This window comes from Chelatococcus sp. CO-6 (assembly GCF_001271345.1).
GTDB lineage: Bacteria > Pseudomonadota > Alphaproteobacteria > Rhizobiales > Beijerinckiaceae > Chelatococcus_A > Chelatococcus_A caeni.
This window is the reverse complement of sequence record NZ_CP012398.1, coordinates 28,103-47,715: the sequence shown is the minus strand read 5'-3', so window position 1 is coordinate 47,715 and position 19,613 is coordinate 28,103. Positions and strand designations below refer to the sequence as shown.

Annotated in this window: 26 protein-coding genes and 2 tRNA genes; 7 read left to right on the top strand and 21 right to left on the bottom strand. The window is 66.7% G+C overall.

Going from position 1 to position 19,613, the window contains the following annotated elements; translation table 11 throughout:
• Nucleotides 1-79 precede the first annotated feature (79 nt).
• Nucleotides 80-155 (top strand) — tRNA-Glu (locus AL346_RS00295).
• A 233-nt stretch (nt 156-388) separates the two neighbouring features.
• On the opposite strand, the gene AL346_RS00290 is transcribed toward AL346_RS00295, so the two are convergent.
• The 21 genes from AL346_RS00290 to AL346_RS00195 form a co-directional block, all read right to left on the bottom strand.
• Nucleotides 389-1,699 (bottom strand): TROVE domain-containing protein, encoded by a 1,311-nt coding sequence (locus AL346_RS00290; protein ID WP_026015278.1) that lies wholly within the window; start codon nt 1,697-1,699, stop codon nt 389-391.
• A 281-nt stretch (nt 1,700-1,980) separates the two neighbouring features.
• A tRNA-Thr gene (locus AL346_RS24900) sits at nt 1,981-2,049 on the bottom strand.
• A gap of 220 nt (nt 2,050-2,269) precedes the next feature.
• The gene (locus tag AL346_RS00285; RefSeq protein ID WP_019402985.1) at nt 2,270-3,565 is read right to left on the bottom strand and encodes a hypothetical protein; all 1,296 of its coding nucleotides are present in this window, start codon (nt 3,563-3,565) and stop codon (nt 2,270-2,272) included.
• Nucleotides 3,566-3,607: 42 nt separating this feature from the next.
• Nucleotides 3,608-5,773 carry a DNA polymerase gene (locus AL346_RS00280; RefSeq protein WP_019402986.1) on the bottom strand — a complete coding sequence of 722 codons (2,166 nt, stop codon included), beginning with the start codon at nt 5,771-5,773 and terminating at the stop codon, nt 3,608-3,610.
• Nucleotides 5,770-6,414, bottom strand: coding sequence for a hypothetical protein (locus AL346_RS00275; protein WP_019402987.1), 645 nt, complete (start codon nt 6,412-6,414; stop codon nt 5,770-5,772). Before AL346_RS00275 ends, AL346_RS00280 begins: the two co-directional genes overlap by 4 nt.
• A complete protein-coding gene (locus tag AL346_RS00270; protein ID WP_019402988.1) occupies nt 6,402-6,953 on the bottom strand; it encodes a hypothetical protein in 552 nt (183 codons plus the stop codon). The genes AL346_RS00275 and AL346_RS00270 overlap by 13 nt, the downstream gene beginning before the upstream one ends.
• A 17-nt stretch (nt 6,954-6,970) precedes the next feature.
• Nucleotides 6,971-7,603 carry a hypothetical protein gene (locus AL346_RS00265; protein ID WP_019402989.1) on the bottom strand — a complete coding sequence of 211 codons (633 nt, stop codon included), beginning with the start codon at nt 7,601-7,603 and terminating at the stop codon, nt 6,971-6,973.
• A 52-nt stretch (nt 7,604-7,655) separates the two neighbouring features.
• Nucleotides 7,656-7,922 (bottom strand): GapR family DNA-binding domain-containing protein, encoded by a 267-nt coding sequence (locus AL346_RS00260; RefSeq protein ID WP_019402990.1) that lies wholly within the window; start codon nt 7,920-7,922, stop codon nt 7,656-7,658.
• Nucleotides 7,919-8,134, bottom strand: coding sequence for a hypothetical protein (locus tag AL346_RS00255; RefSeq protein WP_019402991.1), 216 nt, complete (start codon nt 8,132-8,134; stop codon nt 7,919-7,921). Before AL346_RS00255 ends, AL346_RS00260 begins: the two co-directional genes overlap by 4 nt.
• A gap of 23 nt (nt 8,135-8,157) precedes the next feature.
• Nucleotides 8,158-8,754, bottom strand: coding sequence for an ssDNA-binding protein (locus AL346_RS00250; protein ID WP_019402992.1), 597 nt, complete (start codon nt 8,752-8,754; stop codon nt 8,158-8,160).
• A 106-nt stretch (nt 8,755-8,860) separates the two neighbouring features.
• Nucleotides 8,861-9,130, bottom strand: coding sequence for a hypothetical protein (locus tag AL346_RS00245; protein WP_019402993.1), 270 nt, complete (start codon nt 9,128-9,130; stop codon nt 8,861-8,863).
• Entirely contained in the window at nt 9,131-10,381 is a 1,251-nt protein-coding gene (locus AL346_RS00240; RefSeq protein WP_019402994.1) for a DUF2800 domain-containing protein, read from the bottom strand.
• 96 nt (nt 10,382-10,477) lie between these two features.
• A complete protein-coding gene (locus tag AL346_RS00235) occupies nt 10,478-10,744 on the bottom strand; it encodes a hypothetical protein (RefSeq protein ID WP_019402995.1) in 267 nt (88 codons plus the stop codon).
• Nucleotides 10,737-10,988 (bottom strand): hypothetical protein, encoded by a 252-nt coding sequence (locus AL346_RS00230; protein ID WP_019402996.1) that lies wholly within the window; start codon nt 10,986-10,988, stop codon nt 10,737-10,739. The genes AL346_RS00235 and AL346_RS00230 overlap by 8 nt, the downstream gene beginning before the upstream one ends.
• Entirely contained in the window at nt 10,985-11,545 is a 561-nt protein-coding gene (locus AL346_RS00225) for a hypothetical protein (protein ID WP_026015281.1), read from the bottom strand. The genes AL346_RS00230 and AL346_RS00225 overlap by 4 nt, the downstream gene beginning before the upstream one ends.
• Before the next feature lie 31 nt (nt 11,546-11,576).
• Complete coding sequence (locus AL346_RS00220) at nt 11,577-12,863, bottom strand: DEAD/DEAH box helicase (protein ID WP_197286585.1); 1,287 nt, start codon at nt 12,861-12,863, stop codon at nt 11,577-11,579.
• 142 nt (nt 12,864-13,005) lie between these two features.
• Entirely contained in the window at nt 13,006-13,272 is a 267-nt protein-coding gene (locus AL346_RS00215) for a hypothetical protein (RefSeq protein ID WP_019402998.1), read from the bottom strand.
• A gap of 39 nt (nt 13,273-13,311) precedes the next feature.
• Complete coding sequence (locus tag AL346_RS00210) at nt 13,312-13,641, bottom strand: hypothetical protein (protein WP_019402999.1); 330 nt, start codon at nt 13,639-13,641, stop codon at nt 13,312-13,314.
• 15 nt (nt 13,642-13,656) lie between these two features.
• On the bottom strand, nt 13,657-14,145 hold the full coding sequence (locus tag AL346_RS00205) for a hypothetical protein (RefSeq protein ID WP_019403000.1): 489 nt from the start codon (nt 14,143-14,145) through the stop codon (nt 13,657-13,659).
• On the bottom strand, nt 14,142-14,894 hold the full coding sequence (locus AL346_RS00200) for a DUF6378 domain-containing protein (protein ID WP_019403001.1): 753 nt from the start codon (nt 14,892-14,894) through the stop codon (nt 14,142-14,144). The genes AL346_RS00205 and AL346_RS00200 overlap by 4 nt, the downstream gene beginning before the upstream one ends.
• A 95-nt stretch (nt 14,895-14,989) precedes the next feature.
• Entirely contained in the window at nt 14,990-15,190 is a 201-nt protein-coding gene (locus AL346_RS00195; protein ID WP_019403002.1) for a hypothetical protein, read from the bottom strand.
• Nucleotides 15,191-15,649: 459 nt separating this feature from the next.
• Between AL346_RS00195 and AL346_RS00190 the strand changes: the two genes are divergently transcribed.
• From AL346_RS00190 to AL346_RS00165, 6 genes are all read left to right on the top strand, one after another.
• Nucleotides 15,650-16,504: a prohibitin family protein gene (locus AL346_RS00190; RefSeq protein ID WP_019403004.1), complete on the top strand. Its 855-nt coding sequence runs from the start codon at nt 15,650-15,652 to the stop codon at nt 16,502-16,504.
• A 12-nt stretch (nt 16,505-16,516) separates the two neighbouring features.
• Nucleotides 16,517-16,735 carry a hypothetical protein gene (locus tag AL346_RS00185; protein ID WP_019403005.1) on the top strand — a complete coding sequence of 73 codons (219 nt, stop codon included), beginning with the start codon at nt 16,517-16,519 and terminating at the stop codon, nt 16,733-16,735.
• On the top strand, nt 16,732-17,001 hold the full coding sequence (locus AL346_RS00180; RefSeq protein WP_019403006.1) for a hypothetical protein: 270 nt from the start codon (nt 16,732-16,734) through the stop codon (nt 16,999-17,001). Before AL346_RS00185 ends, AL346_RS00180 begins: the two co-directional genes overlap by 4 nt.
• The gene (locus AL346_RS00175) at nt 16,994-17,305 is read left to right on the top strand and encodes a hypothetical protein (RefSeq protein ID WP_019403007.1); all 312 of its coding nucleotides are present in this window, start codon (nt 16,994-16,996) and stop codon (nt 17,303-17,305) included. Before AL346_RS00180 ends, AL346_RS00175 begins: the two co-directional genes overlap by 8 nt.
• Before the next feature lie 94 nt (nt 17,306-17,399).
• A complete protein-coding gene (locus tag AL346_RS00170) occupies nt 17,400-18,395 on the top strand; it encodes a bifunctional DNA primase/polymerase (protein WP_053193100.1) in 996 nt (331 codons plus the stop codon).
• Nucleotides 18,362-19,456: an AAA family ATPase gene (locus AL346_RS00165; protein WP_245303241.1), complete on the top strand. Its 1,095-nt coding sequence runs from the start codon at nt 18,362-18,364 to the stop codon at nt 19,454-19,456. The genes AL346_RS00170 and AL346_RS00165 overlap by 34 nt, the downstream gene beginning before the upstream one ends.
• Nucleotides 19,457-19,613 lie beyond the last annotated feature (157 nt).

The following is a 19,613-nucleotide window of genomic DNA, read 5'->3' as shown; positions in this document are numbered from 1 at the left end:
TTCTTCCCCGGCGGTTGTGCTTGCCGCGGCCGGCGAACCGCTCTATATGTCGCGCCGCTACCTCGCCTCGCGAGGCCGTGCGCCCATCGTCTAGCGGTCTAGGACGTCGCCCTTTCACGGCGAAAACAGGGGTTCGAGTCCCCTTGGGCGCGCCACCTAAATTCCCATAAAAATCAATATCTTAGGGTTGCGGGCGGGCTGCAAAATCGCAGAACACAACGCGAACTGGCCAGTTAAACTGGCCAGTTAAAACCGGCCAGCGGCCCACCAAGGCACCCGGTCCTCGGCCACCCACCGACGAATCGTCGAGACGTCGACGCGAAGAAGCGCGGCCAGCTCCTTCTGCCAGCCGCGCCTCCCGAAGCGGGCGATCGCCCGCGCTTTGAACTCAGCCCCGCTCATACTCGGCGATGAACCGGAGCACCTGCTCGGAGAAGCCGTCGAGGTGGACCCACCGGCCGCCGTAGCCGACGCCGTTCCGGTTCGACGCGACATTGATCATGTACGCGTGCCTGGCGATCGGATCCGGCACGCGGTCGTGGCTCTGCTCGTCGGTGATGACGATGAGCCGGTCGTGCGGGGTCTTGTTGGCCGCGGCGACCGCCTGCCCCAGGTAGGTGCCCCCGTGGTTCTGCGACCGGATGATAGCGTCGATGCCTGCCATACCGCGGCGCGGGGGAACCTGGACGACATTGTAGGAGAAGGTCACGACCGCAAGCTGGTCGGCCCTGATGATCGAGGCCAATGCCGCCGCAGCGTCCATCCTCGTGAGGTCGGATTTGGCCGACAGGCGCGCGTTCATCGAACCCGAGACGTCGACCAACACGACCGTCTTGCCCGGCAGCGGCTCGGCTTCGCCGATAGCCTCGAGGAGCGCCGTGTCGATCCAGGGCTCCCACTGCGGAACGGCGCGCGCCGCGGCGATGTAGCGGAACGGCAGCACTCGATCGGCACCCTTGCGGGCGAGGATGGCCTGGCGCACCAGGCGCTCATCCACGCCGGCCTGCGCCATGTTCCGCAGGTTGCGGAGCAAGGCAAGGTAGCCGAGCTTGCCCTCGCGGAGCAGTCGCTCGAACGTCTCGCGCTTGTCGGCGCCGCCGGAGAGGGCGACCTCCCACGTGTCCGGTGCCGGCAGCGTGCCGTCGACGAGCTGACGCCAGGTCTCGGCCTGCCGGTCGTTGTCCGGCTTCGGGTGGACGAGGAACATCACGTCGCGGAGCTTGATCGCGCTGTCGCGGTTGTACTTCGCGAGCTGGTAGGCGTCGAACTTCCTGAACGCCTTGGCCAACCCCCTCTTCATCTGTGCCGAGAGGGGCCGCTTGCCGTCCTTCCAGTAGAGCGCCAGGAGCTCGGCCAACTCGTCCGGCCGCTTGATGACGGCCGCGACAGTGTCGCCGGTCCACGGATCGCCGGCACCGCGGGCGACCAAGGCCTTGAGCAGGAGCAACGGCACGTGGCGGAGGTTGAACCGCGTGCGCGCCTCGACGGCCAGATTGCGGAGTTCGCTGGTCGGCACCTTGGCCGCCGTCTCCTCGATCCGCTGTGCGATCGTGCGGCCGTCCTCGTAGAACTCGCTCTCCCACAGGAGGCACGAGAGCACCGAACGGCGGAGCTGCTGAATGGGGGTGAGGTGGGGAAAAGCCGGCGCCCCCTCGTGGGTGCGAACCGGAGACATGCGAGCGCGTGCGTTGAGACGCATGAGGCCCTCCTTCGTGCGGGAAAGGAGGGCCTCGGAGGAGATGAGGAACTGGCGGGCTCGGAACTGTGACGTTGCTCTACCCCTGAGCTACGGCGAGGATTGCCCCCGCCGGCTGGATTCGAACCAGCGACCCACGGCTCCCAAAGCGAAGTAACCGATCCCTACACCATCATCTCCACCGAGACCCTCCGGCGGAGGCCCGTGGCGCTTCTAGGCTGTGTCGAGGAACTAGCGGGCTCGGAGCACAGTGCTCTACCCCTGAGCTACTCGCCGCCGCAAGGACGACAAGGCTGGATTCGAACCAGCGACCTCTCGATTACAAGTCGAAGGAACCGATCCCTTCACCATCGACACAGACTAGAAGCCTGGGAACAAACGGACGCGGGTTCATTCACCAATCGAAGTAACCGCGACCTTCACCACAGGCCGAAAGCTGTCGGGGAACAGGCGAAAACGGAACGTAGGTGCTTCCGTCAGCGAAGTAACCGTTCTCTTCACCACCGACGATGTTGTTATCGCGCATTCTGCGCGGAATGTCAACTGTCGATTTTTCGTATTTTTCGCAACTCGCTACACGCCGCCCACGCTGCGAGGCACCTGGGCCACCGGCCCGTGGTGCGACCACTGATCCCGGCCGGCGTAGTAGCCCCGGTTGAAGTAGCGGATCATGCCGGGGTTGAAACCGATGATCGCGCCGGTGGCTGGATCCTGTTCAATCTCGACGATAGCGCCGCCGACGTGCGCCTCGATCGACTTCTTGCGCATGAACGGGGTCTGGTCCTGGCAGCATCCGGTCTGGAGATACCAGACGTTCCGCACCAGGCCGGGGTCGAGCTTGTGGTAGTGGCCGAGCAGGATGATGGCCGGCTTCGTGCCGCCTTCCAGCGATTCGATGATCTTCTGCGGCCGATAGGAGAGGGCGTAGGCAGTGCCGCCGCCGGGGTGCACAACGGCCATGATGACCGACTTCCCGGTGTTGGCGTTCACGATCTCGACGTGCGCCTCCATGAAGCCGAGGTCATGCCAGTCCTCGCGCCCCGCCTGGCGGAACGTCGACTGGCAGTAGCGGCCGACGTCGACGCCCTCGCGCTGCGCATACCAGCCCTCGTGATCGTCGCCCCACACGGCGTAGGTCGAGATGCCCTCCCGCTCCGGCCACCGGTTCGCCAGCTCGCGGCACTGGTTGTCGAGTCCCGCCGTGTCGATATCGTATTTGTTGAACCGCGCCTCGCCGTCGATCCAGTTGCCCGTGTGGAACACATGCTCGACGCCGGCCGCGGCGAACCGGTCGTAGAGGTCGTCGACCACATCCCACCGGCTGTACTTCGATCCGGCGTGATTGTCGCCGATGGCGCCGAAGACGAGGCGGTTGTTGGCGTCGGTGTAGATGCGCAGCGGCTCGCCGGCCGTCCATGCCGGCTGATGCTGCCGCGCCACCTCGAAGCGCTCGCCGACCAGCATGACCGACACGCCGGTGCTGCGGAGCGTCTCGACCGCCGAGAGAGCCTGCGCGGCCGTGATGCCGAACCGCGACGACAGCTCCTCCAGCGAGGCGGGCGCGGTGCGTAGCGCCGCGGCCACCTTGGCGGCGAGATCCTCGCGCGGCTGCGCGGCCACAGCGCCGGATCGGAAGAGGCTCCAGTCGGGCTCGAAGTTCGGCTTGCCGGCCTCGGCAAGCTGCCGCTGGCGCCGGACCCAATTGGTAAGCGTCGCATCGTGGATCCCGAGCATCCTGGCCGCGACCTGCACCGCGGAACCCCGGCCGCCCATGTCGACGTTGAAGGGGTTGGCGCCGCCCCGGAGCGCCGCCTCGATGGCCTCCTTCCGGCGCCGGGACTCGTTCTCGTTGATCGGAGGTGTCGGCATTGCGTCTTTCCTTTCTTCCCAACTCACAACACTTCGGGCGCGCTACTTGCGGTAGCGCGTGCCTTCCCATCCCTCGACGGCGATCGGCAGGCCGGCGGCCCATGCCGGCACCTCGCCCATGATGCGCTCGAACTCCTCCAGCGAGCCCTCACCGAGGGCGCGCTCGGCGACAACCTCGTCGTGGACCGTGAGCACGATCGGATAACCGGCGGCCTCCAGGCGCACCATGGAATCGGCGAGCACGTCGCGAGCGATAGCCTGCGTCACGTTCTCGGCGAGCTTGCCGCCGTAGGTGTACTGCTCGCCCCATTTGTGGGTGCGGCTGTCGACGCCCATGTACTGGAGCGTCCGCTTTGTCGTGCCCCACGACGTCGCCTTCTCGACAAGCTTCGGGTAGGGGTAGCAGAGCGGCCGTCCGCTCGGCAGGAGCAGCCACAGGAACGAGCCGGCCACGCGGAACTTGACCGGAGCGGCGTAGGGGTCGCCGTATTCGTCGAGAACCGGAACGACCTTGCCGGGATGCTCGACCGCTTCGATGGCCGCGTTTTCGAGATCCTGCCAGTAGCACACGATCCGCGGGTGCTTGTGGCGCCACGCGCGCTTGACGACCTCGGCCGGAAGCCACGCCCGCTTGGCGATGCCCGAGGACTTGCCGTAGGCATCCCATGCCTCGTGCGCCTCGTCGACGAACCGCGGGTCGGCCGCCTCCATGACGATGTCGAAATACTCCTCGATCTTGAGGCCGTAGGTCTTTGCCATGGTGCGGAAAGCCGCCGGGCCGCCCTGGTAGCCGAGCGCCAGCTCGGAGACCTTGCCGATCTGGCGCCGGCTGTCCTTGCCGATCTCGCTCGGTGGCACGCCGAAGATGCCGCCGGCCGCGACCTTGTAGAGGTCCGGGCCGGTGCCGGCGTCATATGCCCGGAATGCGTCGAGCTTCCAGCGCTCCCCGGCCAGCCACGCGATGCCGCGCCCTTCGATGTTCGCGAAGTCGGCCGTGACGAACCGGGTGCCCGGCGCGGAGATGACGGTGCCGCGGATGCAATTCGCCACCGCCGAGATGGGCTCCTCGTACATCATGTCCATGACGTCGAGGTCGCCGACGAGGATGGCCTCGACGGCCTGGTCGACGTCGAAGCCGTCTTCCGGCCGCATGAGGTTCTGCGGCTGGAATCGCCGGCCGGCCCACCGCCCGGTGGACGCGGCGTGGAACTGGAGCATCATCTTCGAGCGGCCGTCGCTGCTCTTGCCGGCCATGAGCGCGTTGATCTTCGACACGCTGGCCTTGGCCGCCTGCCGGCGCAGTTCCAGCGCGCGGCGCACGTCGGCCGGCAGGTCGTCGCGCACTAGGATGTCGGTGAGCGTGTCCTTCGACAGGCTCGTCGCGTCGACGCCGCGCAGCTTCACGAACTCAAGGAGCTTCTGAACCTGCGAGCATGCAGTCACGCGCTGCTCGGTGACGCGCGCCATTTCCTTGTCGAGGCGCTCGGCCGTGGCCTTCACGATGCGCTTGGCGCTCTCGCACATGGCGACGTCGACATAGACGCCGCGATCGTTGATGCTCTGGTCGAGGTGCCACAGCGCCAGCTCGGACGGGGTGAGGGGCACAAGGCGCTTGTGAAGGGAGCGCTCGACCTCGACGTCATGCTGGCAATAGGTGTAGAGGCGCTCGCGTTTCTCCGGCTCATCCCACCACTGGATGCAGCCGCAGGCGAGGCCGAGGTTGCCGTAGAACTCACCGGTGCCGTCGCAGTAGGAGCACTTCGGGTCCGGTCCCTTCCGCGGCCGGCACATCTGGAGCATGAGTGCGCGGCCCTTGGTGTCCTTCTGGACGTCGAGCCCGAGCGCGCGGGCAGCGTTCTCCAGCGAGCCCGGCAACGCCATCGCGTGCGCCATCACCATCGTGCAGCGCTGCCGCTCCAGCGGGATTTCCGGCCAGCCGTAGCGCGGGGCCATGATGTAGTGCTCGGCGAGGCGTTCAAACGCCGCGTTGTGGGCATACGCCAGCCAATCCGGGTTTTCGGCGGCTTCGACAAACTCGTCGGGCACCGGATCGCCGGGCACCCACAGCTTCACCGGCCCTTCGTCGACGGCGTAGGCGCAGCACCAGACGTCGGTTGTGGCGTGCTCCATGTAGGCGTGGGTGCCGGCGGCCTGGAGATCGACGACGGATCGGGTCTCGTAGTCGCGGTGGAGGATGTGCTTCGTCATGCGAGCATGTCCTCCAGCGCCACAGCCGGCTCGGACTCCTTCCAGTCGAACCAATGCAGCGTTGTCGGCGCGACGCGGCGCACATCCCACACGAACCAGGCGAAGCAGACGGCCGAGCCCATGACGCGCGGGCCGTCCCACCCGCCGCGGTGCATCATCGGCAGGCGTCGGGACGCCACATGCACGCGGGCCGGCGGGAACTCCTCCAGCCACGGCTTGCGGCGGAAGCCTTCAAGAAACCCGAGGCGCAGGAGCATCGCGACGTAGGGCGCAAAGCCGAGTGCGCGTTCGATGAAGCGCTGCGCGTTCTTGTACGGTGGGTTGGTGATGATGGCCGAAATGTCGCCCGGCGGTTCCGTCGCAAAGAAATCGCCGACGCTGGCGTCGGGGCATCCGCGGTCGATCAGGTCCGACGCGATGACGTGGTAGCCGGCGGCGCGTAGCGGCAAGACAATGGCGCCGTCGCCGCAGGCCGGCTCGAACACCTTGCCCGGCGGGATCTGATGCCGCTCGATGTCGAGGAAAGCGTCCACCGCCTCGCGCGGGGTAGCGTAGAAGTCCTCGCCGCGCTCCGCGAGCGGGGCGCGCATGCTGCCGGTGCCGGCCCGGCCCCGACCGCCATAGGTCTTCACGCCAGCCATGACTGCGGCGCCCCGTTCACGAGCCGGTAGAACATGAGCTTGAAGTGCGCCGCGGCGGCCTTCGGCCTCCACAGGTGCAGCGTCACGCCGAGGGGTTCGCCCGGCAGGCGCCACGGGGCCGGCTCCGGCCTCATGAGCTGCGCCTTCTCGTCGTGCAGGATCCGGTTATCGAGATCCTTGACCTCGGCCGGCCACGGGTGGGGCACGCCGAACTTCGCGGCGATCGCCCGCTCGACGGCCTCCTCGGCCTCGGCGTAGCCGCTGACGCTCCGCTTCACGGGCCGCGGCAGGTCGCACAGATAGGCCTCGGCCGCGTCGTGCAGCAGCGCGGCCAGCTTGTTCGGCGGCGATGCGCGCTCGGCGACGAGGACGCTGTGCTCGGCGACGCTGTAGAAGGCGCGGCAGTGGCCGTTGTAGCGGCACAGATTCCCGAGCGCGTGAGCGATATCGTCGATGTCGACGTCGTCGGGGCGGGGATCGAGTGGCCAGAACTGGCGGCCCGTGTAGGTCTGCATCCAGTCGCCTTTGCGGGTGTCCATTTTCGCAACTCGCAACATCAGGGGCGAAGTGAGCCCCATTGGTCAGCCATGGCCTCGGCGATGCCGGGAAACGTTCGGGACCGCTCTTTCCATCGGTCGGGGCCTGGGGGCGCCCGATGCACGCGCGACCACGCGCGGTGCTCCGGGGTGCCCGGCTTCGGAGGGATCAGTCGTTTGGTGGGGACGAGCGGGGGAAGCCCTTTGAGGTAGAAGCTCGTTGCCTTGAAGAAGGGGTCTCCGAACCACCAGGGCTGCACCGTTTGCGCCGGCGGCTGATAGTTGCGGATGCGCTCCTTCGCGTACCGGTGCATGACCGGGTTCTCGACCGCGATCCGGGGGATGGGCGCATTCCAGCAGGCCGAGAAGAGGTCGGCGCCTTCATCCAGCTCCCGCCACATCTCCTCGGCCGTGCGGCCAGGCGGGGGCACTTTGAGCCAACGGACGCCGGAGTTGCACAGACGGGTGCACGGCGGGTGCGCGACCATGAGCAGATCCCACCCGTCGTTGAGGTAGTTCCGCACGTCGCCGACAAGGTGCTTGTTGCTTCGGTCCTCGGCCGGTAGCAGGTCGCACGACCATGCGTCGTGTCCGCGGGCGGCGAACGCCCGGCGCACGATGCCCGAGAACTCGCAAGCGATGAGGACTCTCATTTTCGCAACTCGCAACAAAGAGGGCGGACGGGGGCCGTAGCCCCCGTCACGTTCAGGCCAGCATCTCGGAGAGGAGGTGCTCCTCGTACAGCTCGACGACCGCTTGGAAGTCCGATTCCTGCTTCTGGCGGCGCCGGGCTTCCTTGAACGCCTTCACGTCGAACCCGCGGGCCTTCATCTCGGCGTAGACCTCCTTCATGTCGTCACGAACCGATTTGGCCTCTTCCTCCAGCCGTTCGATGCGCTGCTGATAGCTGCGCAGCTCCTCGGTCGCGACGGCGCCGGAGTTGTGCCCGATCGAGGGGGTTCCTTCGCTCATGCCAGGAGCCCCTTGATCTTGTCGGCCGTTGCCTTCGCACGGTCGGCCTCACGGTTGTGGGCCTCGTGCTCGGCCATCAGCCGACCGCTCTCGACGAGCTTGCGCTGGCCTTCGGTCTTCTCCCTGTCGGCGAACGCCAGCAGGTCATCGACCATCTTCGAGAGTCCGGCCGTGATGCTCTCGAAGGTCTTCTTGCGCGGAATGACCTTCATTTTCGCAACTCCCAACAAGCGGGTCACACGAAAAGCGACGCCGCGTCCTCGCTGTCGTCCCCGCCGATGCCCTCGACCGGCTCGAACTCGCTCGACGCGGCCACGCGACCGCCGCCGATGGGCTCGTCGTCCTCGAGGAGCTGGACGTTCTGGAGGCCGAAGCTGACGCCCTTGCCGCCGGTCGGGTGCTTCCACGCATACGGCCGCAGCGACACGAACGCCCACCGGCCGCCGTAGACCTCGTCGGCGCGGTCCTCGAAGACGTCCTTGCCCTCGCGGTCGGCCACGCCCGGCCGCTCGTTCGAACGGGCGCGGATCATGGTCGGGTACTCGTCCGCGTAGTCGGCGAACCGCTCCTGCTCCTCGGTCTTGATGAACGGCGTCTTCACCCCCTTGGCGTCCTTGCCGAACTCGGCAAACGCGGCGTCCTGGGCGCCATTCTTGAGGAGGGCGATGTCGGCCGCCTTGGGGATGAGGATCGTGAGCTGGAACTTCGGTTCCTGGTCGCTCCCGCGAGGCGCCCACGGCTTGAACAGCGCCGGGTACACCATGCGAATGCGCGGCGTGATGATGTTGCCGGTCTTCTGGCTGATGCGGCAGACCAACGGATTGATAGCCATGCGAATTTTCCCTTTTCTCAATTCACAACATCGATCTCACACTTTGAGCACGGCTCCGGCACGTGAGCGCCGATTCCAAGGGCTGGCGGGGATGTCGAGGGATATGCTAGTTCGCGCGCACCCCGGTGATGCATCCGCTTTCGCGGAAGGCCTCTTCCATGCCGGCGAGCGCATCGGCGACGGCTGAAGAGTCACCGGCCACGGTGGTAGCGATCTCCCGTTCGTTCAGGAGCAGCAGGACGATATCGCCGTTGTGCAGGACGACGACGGGAACCTCCAGCCCCTCAAGGTTTCCCATCACCACATGCGAGAACGCCCATGCCTTCTGCCGCAGGACAGCCTCGATCGTCGCCAGGATCGGTTCTGTGTTGCGCATCTATGCCTCCGCAAACTCGGTCTTCGCGTCCACACGAACCGCCGGCCTTTTATCGTCTTCTGGAACCAGGTTCGTGCCGGATGATTTGCTGACGACAAGGTGCTTAATGTCGTCTTTATTTTTCTTCCCGATTACTGTCTCGACCTTGGCCGGGGACAGCATCTTGCGCTCGTACAGCGCGTCATCGTCGAGCCCGTGGACCATCGACAGATAGCTCGCCGCCTCGTCCTCGTCGCGCCACCGGCGCGTGGCGCGCTTGGCCACCAACTTGAACCCCGGCGGCAGGCGGCCCTCGGTAGCCTCGGCGTGGGCGAACTCCTCGACGCGACGGAACCAGTCCTTGAAGAGGTGCGCCTCCCGCAGGATGGCGGCCAACCGCTCCGGGGCGATCGTCGAAGGCTCGGACAACTTCAGCTCTCCATCCTCGGCGAACTCGATCCGCGCCAGCTCGGCGCGGCGCGCCCGGTTGGCCGGGCAGTCGGGGAGAGCGGGACAGAACTTGCACCACTCGCCGGCCTGGAGCGGCGCGTCCGGCTCCTCGGTCGCCTTGGCGGCGGCCTCCAACTCGAACCGCCATTCGAGGAGGGTGACGGCGTCGGTCTTCCACGTCTTGACCTCGTCGCCCTCGGCGCGCGGCTGCACGACGATAAGCTCGACCTCGTCGATGCCGCGGTTGTGGTAGCGGAGCGCCGCGCCCACCGCGTAGGTCATGAGCTGCTTGTTCTCGCGCGGATCGACCGCGACGCCCTTGCCGTGCTTGTAGTCGACGATGACGAGCTTGTGCGTCGACGGCCGGTAGAGCAGGAAGTCGCCCGTGCCGAAGATGTCCGGGTGCACCGACGACAGGTCGAGCCGCTGCTCGGTCTCGTACTCGTCGCCCTCCTGCACGAGGCTGCGCACGAGGTCGAGGTAGACTTGGACCGCCCCTGCCATCTCCTCGTCGATGGCGAACACGCGAGGCTTGCCTTCGAGCTGCGGCGGCATGGTCTCGTGCACCCTGCCGGTGTTGACGTCGACGCATCCGTCGAGGAAGCGGTCGGCGTCGAAGCCGGTGTTGAGGCACATCTCCGCCAGCGTATGCGCCGCGGTGCCCTCATCGGCCCAAATCGACGACCGGGACTCGATGCCGGCCGACAGCCGAACGGAGCCGGGGCAGTTCACCCAACGGCTGGCGGCGGACGGCGCGAGCTTCGCGTGCGCGCGGTCAGCATGCGCCTGGCCTCCGGCGTGTTTGTCCTTCGCTTTGGTCATGGAGCACCGTGAACGAATAGAGAACATTTAGGATCACGGACCTATGCCGCGTCAAGCAACTTGTCTGCTGTCCCTCGACATGTGCATATCGTCCTATCACCGATGGGTCTTGCGGATTTCCCGCAGCGCCGCGCCCGAGTAGCGGGAGCGGCGATGCCCCGGCGGCTGCGGCTCGTACTTGACCGGCACCGCAACGAGCCTGACATGCCGCCGGGGCACGTACTGGCGGTGCAGGACGTGGCCGACGACCGGCAGCGGGTTCTCCGCCATGAACTTCTGGCGACGTGTCGGGACGGTCTTCGCCGCCGCGATCATGGTCGCGGCAGCGACGAGCCCGAGCGCGATGGGGTTCGGCTCACGCATTGTCCGGCATGTCCTGGATGCCAAGGAGGAGGGCCTGCTGGTCCGGCCCGGACGCATCGTCCTGACACAGCGCGTTCCGCTCGACGTAGGCGAGCAGATCCTTCGCGACCTGCTTCGCCCGATCCTCGTCGAGGTAGACCGAGACCGTCCCCTGGTTGAGGATGAGGTAGCCGTCGAAAAAGAACGCCATCACGTCGCCGCGGGTGCTCTCGATGACGGCCATCTCGCTCGTGCGGAATGTCACTGGATGGCCTCCTTCGCCGCCGCGATGACCTTCGGCCGCGCGGACTCGTCGACGTCAGCGAGCGACTCCGCGCCCACCTCGGCGAGCGCTTCGAGCGCCTTGTCCGCGTCGCCGATGAAATCGGCGTACTGCCCCGGCGCGAGCGCCGAGATGTTCGGCTTCTCGACCTTCGGAAGGTGCTTCTTGAAGAGGGCGACGCCGATGTCGGGCGCCAGGCGCTTGCACACCTCCATGAGCTTCGCCCGGCAGTCGTCGGCGGTGTAGGCCGTCGCTTCTTCGGGCTCCGCGGCGGGCGCCTCGAACTTCTCCTCGGGCTTGGCTTCGGCCTCCGGCACGGGCTCGGCCACGGCGGCCTCGTCCTTCGGCTTGCGCGTGCGGCGCGGCTTGGCCTCTTCGGCCGTCTCGGGCGCCGGAGCGCTCTGTGCCGGCTCGGCCGCCTGCGGGGGCGGCGTGACACGCGCCTCACGGCCGGCGAAGGCAAACGCACCGAGGGTGCCGAGCAGCTTCTGCGCCAGCTCGGGGCCTTCCGCGGCGGTGATTTCGAGCTTGATCGTCATGCGATTTTCCTCTTTTTGCAAAACGCAACAATCAGGACCAAAGAGAACGGATGTCCTGCATCTTCCGCAGGACCGCCTTCTGGACGTCCTCGTCGATCGATCCGGCGAGGGTGGCCACACGCACAAGGCAGGCGTTGCGCTGGCCGATACGGTGGATGCGCATGGCGGCCTGCTGGTTCTCCGCCGGCACCCACGAGGTTTCGACGAACAGGAGGTCGCTGGCGGCCGTCAGCGTAAGGCCGGTGCCGGCCGCCTGGAGCTGGCCGATGAAGACGCGGGTGTTCGGGTCGTTCTGGAAACTGTCGACGGCCGCTTGCCGCACCGCCGGAGTGGTCGAGCCCGTGACCACGACAGCGCGGTCGAATGCATCGGACAGGGCCGCGATGACTTCCTTGTGGTGAGCGAACAGGACGATCTTCGAACCGCCCGCGTCGAGCCAGTCACGCACCCACTCGACCACGGGGCCGACCTTGGCGAGCCCGGTGATGCGGCGCAGCGAAGCAACATGCGGCGCGATCTCGGCGAGACCGCCAACGCCCTTCTCGGCGAGCGTCTTCCGAATGATCTCAGCTTCGACCTTCCCGGCATCATTGAGCACCACTGGCAACCGGATGCCTTCGAGCGGCAGCGTGTCGAACCGGATCGGCGGGAGATCGGTGAGCACCTCCTCCTTCCGGCGTCGGAGCACGTAGGGGGCAATGCGCTCGCGCAGCTCCTTGAGGTTCTTGCCGCCGGTGATCTTGATGCCGAAGCCGTTGTCGAACGTCTTGCAGTAGCGGCCGACGAACGGCCAGTAGGCCAGCGGCTTGCCGGGAATCTTCGGGTTGAGGATCGCATCGGGGAACACGGCGCGCGCCAGCGGCCACAGCTCCGCGGGGTTGTTCGGCGTCGGCGTGCCGGTGAGCAGGAAGACCTGCTTCGCCCGCTCGACCAGGCCACCCTTGCCGTCGCACCTCGGGCCGAAGATCGCCCTGGTGCGCTTGGCGTCCTTGTTCTTGAGGTAGTGTGCCTCGTCGAGAATGAGGACGTCGCACGTAGTCGCGCCGCCGAAGTCGTCCACCTTGTTGTAGGATTTGACGAACAGCTCTCCGGGGAAATCCGGCCAGAACCTCTTGAACTCGCGTCGCCAATTCTCGCACAGCGACGCGGGGCACACGATTATGACGCGGCGCGCGGCAATCTTCCTCGCCGCCGCAATCGCCTGGGCCGTCTTGCCCAAGCCCATGTCGTCCGCTAGCAACCCGCGGCCGACGCGCGCAAGGAAGGCGGCACCTTCCTCCTGGTAGGGGAACAAGCCTGCGTCTTCTGCAACCTTCATCTTTCGCAACTCTCGACAATCAAGACGCATTTGTGGCGGCCTTCCTCCGATTTCCGGTCATGTCCTCCCCGAAGGGGAGCGCCGGCCCCGGATCGGAAGTGGCACGGACGGGCCGCCGGGCGCCCGCTGGACCGGCCGGCGCTCAGTTGAGCGGGGTGGCGGTGTCCTTGCCGGCGGCGAGCACCTCCTGACGCTTCGCCGCGACCTCGTTGCGGACCCACCGCACGTTGCTGCGCACGACGGGGTTGTCGAAGAGGTCGTCGTGGCCGGCGCCCGCCAGACAGGCGACGACGCCGTAGAAGGTGAGCATCAGATCCTTGACGGCCGCATCCGTCATCTTCCCGTTCTGCGCGAGGTTGAGTTCCTGCGCCCGGTCAAAGATCTCGCGCTCTTCGATATGGAACTGCATTGGCTTTACCTTTGCCGGCTGGCGTGAGGGGCGGGGCCGTTACGCGTGGCCCGCGGTGGCGGCGAGGGAAGCCTTGAGCTTCTCCGCCAGCTCCTCGTTGGAGGCGCCGGGGTTCTCCGCCTTGATCTTCTCCACCTTGTCGCGGAGGATGCCGACCTCGGTGCGCGCAGCGAGGATCGCCATGTTCTTCGTCACCTCGATCAGCATGTTCGTGGCGCGCGCGGAGGCGATGACATGCGTTGCGCCATAGATGTCGAGGATCGCCTGCTTGATAACGTCGGATTCGGAGCGGTCGCCCATCTTGGCGGCGTAAACCTTGCCGTACTCGACGGCCTCGTCGAACCCGATTTCGACCTCGATATTCTTCATCTCTGGTCTCCTTGGCTACTTCAAAAGCTCTTCGATTTCGGATGACGAGGCCTGGTGCTCCGTCACGTACCAATGCGCGAGAGCCAACGCATCGATCTCGTTCTCGTCGCCGGAATGCGCGTATCCGCGCTCGTCGGCGGCGGCTCGCATGTGGTCCTTCGAGGCGTTGCCCTTCCCGGCCCAATGCTTCTTGATGGTGCCAACCGGCACGCCTTCGCAGGGCACCCCGCGCGTCTCGCACCAGCGGAGGAGGGTGGCCTGGAGACCGCCGTAGATGTGCGCGGCGTCTGTGCCGCGGTGCTTGCGCACTTCCTCGTAAACGACGTGCCGGAAGCCCACGAGCTTGTGCAACTCGTCGAGGTGCCGCTCGAACCGGACGTAGCGCATGCTGACGGTGTCGTAGCGGCCGACCTTGAGGCGCCAGAAGCCGCAGCGCAGGTCGCGCTCATCGGCACCGCAGGCCCACCCGGTCGTCGTCCCGAGGTCGAGCGCAAGGACCGTCACTCGACGATCTCCTCGACGTTGTCGTTATGAACCCACCCGAAGCCCCGGACAGCTACTCGCCATCGGTCGCCTGGGGTGTCGTCGACCTCGCTAACCTCGCCGGAACGAAGGTCGCAGCCGGCGCGGAACCGCACCACATCGCCGACCTTGGCACGTTTCCAGGCGGGTTCTTCGACAACCTCCAGAACGTCCGGCGAACACCACCAGCAATGGCCGTCTTTGCCGCGCACGTCTCTGTCGTGGCCGTCGTGGCCGTTGAAATCCTCGTCAAACTCGACCAGAACATGCATGCTACCGTACTCGCGGGCACGGAGCACACGACCGAGAAAGCCGATGCGCATGCCCGGATGGGCATCGGGCGGCAGATTACTCAGCCGGACCCGATCGCCGACCTTGAACTTCGGCGCTGGCCCCTCCTGCGCGGTCGTTGTCGTTTCGGCACTCGCCGCAACTCGCGCAACTTCGGCGCCGCAAGCGCCGTAGCCGGCCACGTCGACCCACGAGTCTTCGTGGTCCGGGGTCTCCTCCAGCCGTGCGAGCTTGAGGTCGACGCTCATCGTCGCAACGTCGACCGCGTCGAGCGCGACCGGCGCGCCGTTACTGTCGCACAGCGTGAGGCCGCGGTTCTGGAGATGGACGTTCCAGCGGCGCGCGATGCGCTCGAAATTCTCGGCCGGTGGGCCGTAGGCCTTGGGCCGCTTGTTCACGGCGTCGAGCGCCTTTTCCAGGATTTCCTTGCGGGTGTTCATTCGCAACTGCCTCTAGTCACGGAAGAAATCGGCGCAGAGGTGGAGCGCCAGCCATACGCAGAACACAGCGGCCAGCAGCTCCACCAGAAACTGCGTCACGAGAGATCGTCCTCTCCCCGCGTGAACCAGCACGCGGCGCCGAGCCCGACCATGCCGAGCAGGTAGCAACCGAGGGCGAGGAATACCTCAGCCCATCCGGTGAGTGCGCCGAGGACAATACCGGGAACGGCGAACGTCGCCAGCGTTCCCCAAAAGATGAAGTCGTTACGGGCCGAGGTGCTTTTGAATGCGGCCATCGTAATTCTCCATGAATGATCGAATCTTTTGCTCAGTCTTCGGCCGCGGTTTACGTCCGCGCTCAAGCTCACGGACCAGGTCGGGATCACCGGCGCAGAGATGCCCGAAGCGTGCCCGGCCCATGCCGTGGCTCCGCAGGAAGCTCTCGATCTCGGTCAAAAGCGACGTGGTCGTCATGTCCTTACGATTGACAATCCTGTAGGGTTTTGTCAATCCTATTTTTGCAACTCGCGCAATTTGCGCAGAACGCACCCGCACCAAGGAGAGCCCTCATGAAGCTCCTATTGCTTATCGGCGGCCTCGTGGTCGCCGGCCTGCTGGCGCTCGGCATCTACCGGGCGCTCCAACTCCTCGACCGCAAACCGCCAAGGAAACGCTGACATGCGCCGAGACCCGTTCGACCCCTTCGAGTCCGCCCCTCGAGGCGATCGTTTTCCCCCTCTCAGAAAGGATTCTACATGCGTGCCCCCGCAATCGCGGCTCTTGCCGTCGCGGCATTCTTCACCGCCGTCACGACCCTCTTCGGCTCCTGGTACACCATCGACCAGGGCGAGCGCGGCGTCCTGCTGCGCAACGGTGCGGTCACCGGCGTGGCCGGCCCCGGCCTCGGCTTCAAGATGCCGATCGTCGACGACATCGTGACGTTCAGCGTGCAGGACCGCATCGTCACCTACGAGCGCCTCGCGGCCTACAGCCGGGACCAGCAGCCGGCCGACATGCAGGTCTCGGTCAACTACCGACTCGTGCCCGAGCAGGTCGTGGACATCTACTCGCGTTTCGGCAGCGAGGAGGCCGTCGTCGCCCGGCTCATCCAGCCGCGTGTCATGTCGGAGCTCAAGACGGTCTTCGGCCGCTTCAATGCCGTCACGGCGATTCAGGAGCGCGAGCGCCTCAACGCCGAGGTGCGGGTGGCCATCGCCGAGGCCGTCGCCGGCCCCGTGGTCATCACCGGCGTGCAGATCGAGAACCTCGATTTCAGCGACGCCTACGAGGCCAGCATCGAGCAGCGCATGCTTGCCGAGGTCGAGGTGCAGCGGCTCCGCCAGAACGCCGAGCGCGAGAAGGTGCAGGCCGAGATCACCGTCACCCAGGCAACCGCCAAGGCCGACGCCGTCCGTGCGCAGGCGCAGGCCGATGCGGATGCGATCAAGCTGCGCGGCGAGGCCGAGGCGCAGGCCATCCGCGCCCGCGGCGAGGCGCTGCGCGACAACCCGAACCTCGTCGGCCTGGTGCAGGCGGAGCGCTGGAACGGCCAGCTCCCGACCACGATGGTGCCCGGCGGCGCCGTGCCCATGCTCGGCCTCAACCGGTAACGGCCGCCTGCAATGACCGAACCGACACTGGAGCGCACGTTCTACGTGCTCGTGCGCAAGGACACCGGCGGATTCCTCCGGCGCAGGCTGCGCGATGGAAGCGCCGGCAACACCCCGCAGCTCTACGAAGGCCCGAGCACGGCAATCTCGGCGGCGAAGAGGTCGCCCGACGTTGAAGACGTCGACGATTGGGAGGTCGTGCCGGTGCGCGTCCAAAGGCTCGAACAATGACCATCCGCCGGAGCGACGCCAATTCCGCCAACACGCAGGTGTCGATCTCGCACCGGTTGAAGTTGCCCCGGTCGCACATCGACGCCCTGGCCGCGCACGCCGCGCGGCTCCGCGAAGACCCCGAATACCTCGCGCAGAAGCGCCGCAAGGCCGCCTTCGTCGGCGGCCTCACCCGCCGGCGCAACATTCCCGTCACGTTGCCCCGCGTGGGCTTCGCCGAAGGAGGCGACGCCGCCGCACCCACGGAGGCGGGACGAGATGAGTGACGGCTCGCGTCATCCCGTCCAACGGAAGCTACTCGCCGCGTTCGCGGCGCGTGGCTGGTGCGGGAACGTCCGGGCGCACGAGCTGCCCCCGGACAGCCCGTACATCGCCTATGTATCCGTGACGCTCGGCGATCGCCCCGACAAGCAGGTGCACGGCGGCGTTGCCATCGCGAAGGAAATGGCTGACCGCCCGGACATAGACGCCTGCATCGAGCGGCGTGTTGCCGCGCTCGCGCGGATCATGGGAAGGCTGCGCGAATCGCGTCCGAAGGAATCGCCGCCTCTCGCATCTCGCAACAGTTGACGGCATATAAAAAGAGCCCGATGGTCGACCCATCGGGCTCTTCCCCTTCCCGCCAAGGAGATCCAGGCACTCGCCCGCCTAGACGGTTCAAGATATGGCACACATCGACTTGGACGACAAGCTCTCCGCAGCGCTGGACATCGCCGGCCGCGGCTTCCGCGTGTTCCCCCTCCGCGAGCGCGACAAGCTGCCAGCCATTTCCCGATTCCCGACGCGCGCCACGCAAGACACAACACAGATTCGCGAGTGGTGGGTCGACCCCGCCGGGCTCGTGCAGCCGAACAACATCGGCATCGCGACCGGCAACGGCCTGCTCGTGCTCGACATCGACCAGAAGCCCGGCAAGCGCGGCGCCGACAGCCTCGACATGCTGCTCATGGCTTACGGCGAGCTGCCGGCGACCGTCGAGGCCCTCACGCCGTCCGGCGGCCGGCATCTCTACTTCCGCACGCCGCGCGACGTGGCCAACAGCCAGGGCGATCGCGGCGGCATCGCCGCCGGCATCGACGTGCGCTGCCATCACGGCTATGTCGTCGCCCCCGGCAGCGTCACCGCCGCCGGCAGCTATGAATGGGCGATCGGCCGCAGCCCCAAAGACCTGCCCATCGCCGACGCGCCGGATTGGCTCCTGTCATTGTGCGAAGCGCCTCGAGAGCGCAAGGAGACCGACGACACGCCGCTCGTCGACCTCGACACCGACGACGCCATTCGCCGCGCCGAGCGATGGCTCGCCGAATCCGCGCCCATCGCGATCGAGGGAGAGGGCGGGGACGTCACAACCTACCGCGTCGCCGCGCGGCTCAAGGACTTCGGCATCTCGCCCCCGCTCGCGTTCGAGATGCTCGCGAACCAGTGGAACGACCGGTGCCAGCCGCCGTGGCAACCCGACGAGCTGATGCGCAAGGTCGACAACGCCTATGCCTACGGCACCAGCCCGCCCGGCGTGCGCACGCCGCAGGCCGATTTCGGCCCCGCCGACTACGAGCCCCCGCCGCCAGCCCCGAAGCCCTACTTCACCGCCGAGGCCTTCACCGGCGAGCCCCCGAGCGCCGCTGGATCGTCGAGGACTGGATCCCCGCCGGCACCGTGACGTCGATCTACGGTGACGGCGGCCTCGGCAAGACGCTCCTCGCGCAGCAGCTCATCTATGCGTCTTCCACCGGCCGCCGATGGCTCGGCATGGACGCGGCGCCACGCAAGTGCCTCGCCGTGTTCTGTGAGGACGACCGCGATGAGCTGCACCGCCGCCACGCGGCGATTGTCGGCGGCCTCGGCTACGAGTTTGCCGATGGCCTGGCCAACGCGCTCATCTGGCCCCGCGTCGGCGAGGACAATCTCCTCGTGACGTTCGACGCGGCCGGGAAGCCAACCCGCACCCCGTTCCTTCGCCAGCTCGCGAAAGCCGTGCTCGACGAGCGCGTCGAGCTTCTCGTGCTCGACACCGTCGCTGACATGTTCGGCGGCAACGAGAGCCTGCGCGCGCAGGTCAATTACTTCGTGAAGACGGTTTGCGGCGGCCTCATCAAGGCCGCGGCGCAACGCGGCGTCGAGCTTACCGTCATCATCCTGGCGCACCCGTCGCTCGCCGGCATGGCCACGGGGACGGGCTCCTCGGGCTCGACGGCCTGGAACAACGCCGTTCGCTCGCGCCTCTACCTCACCCGACCGGAAGACGGCCGCGGCGACGAGCGCATCCTGTCCCGCAAAAAAGCGAACTATGCGGCGGCCGGCGACGACACGGCCATTCGCCTGCGGTGGGATGGCGGCGTGCTGCGGCCCCGTGATGAGGGCGACAACGATTGGCCCGCGCCTCACGAGCTGGCGGCCGTGGCGTCTGTCTTCGGGGAGGCTTGGGAGGCGGGCGCCCCGCTCTCTCCGCACCCGCAGACGAGAGCGACGGGCCGGTTCGCTCCTCGCGTGCTGCACCAGCGCCTCGGGATGGATGCGACAGAGGCGGCGCGCCTGGTCGACGATTGGCTCGGCAAAGGCATCCTCAAATACGAAGAATGCGACAAACGCTCGAAGCTCAAAGGGCTCCGCGTCGTCAAATCCGTCGACGAGATATTCGCGATTGTCGGGGTTGCGGAGGTTGCGGAAGTCGCGCCGGAGACTTCCGCGGAACTTCCGCAGACGGAGGGGAACACCAGCTAAGTCATTGAAATCATTATGCGGAAGTCGGTTTGCGGAAGTCTTGCGGAAGTTGCGGGACTACAGGTGCTAAGTCATTGAAATCATTATGCGGAAGTCTTGCGGAAGTTGAGTGCGGAAGTCAGTCCCCCCTAAAGGGGGGAGGACTGACTTCCGCTGA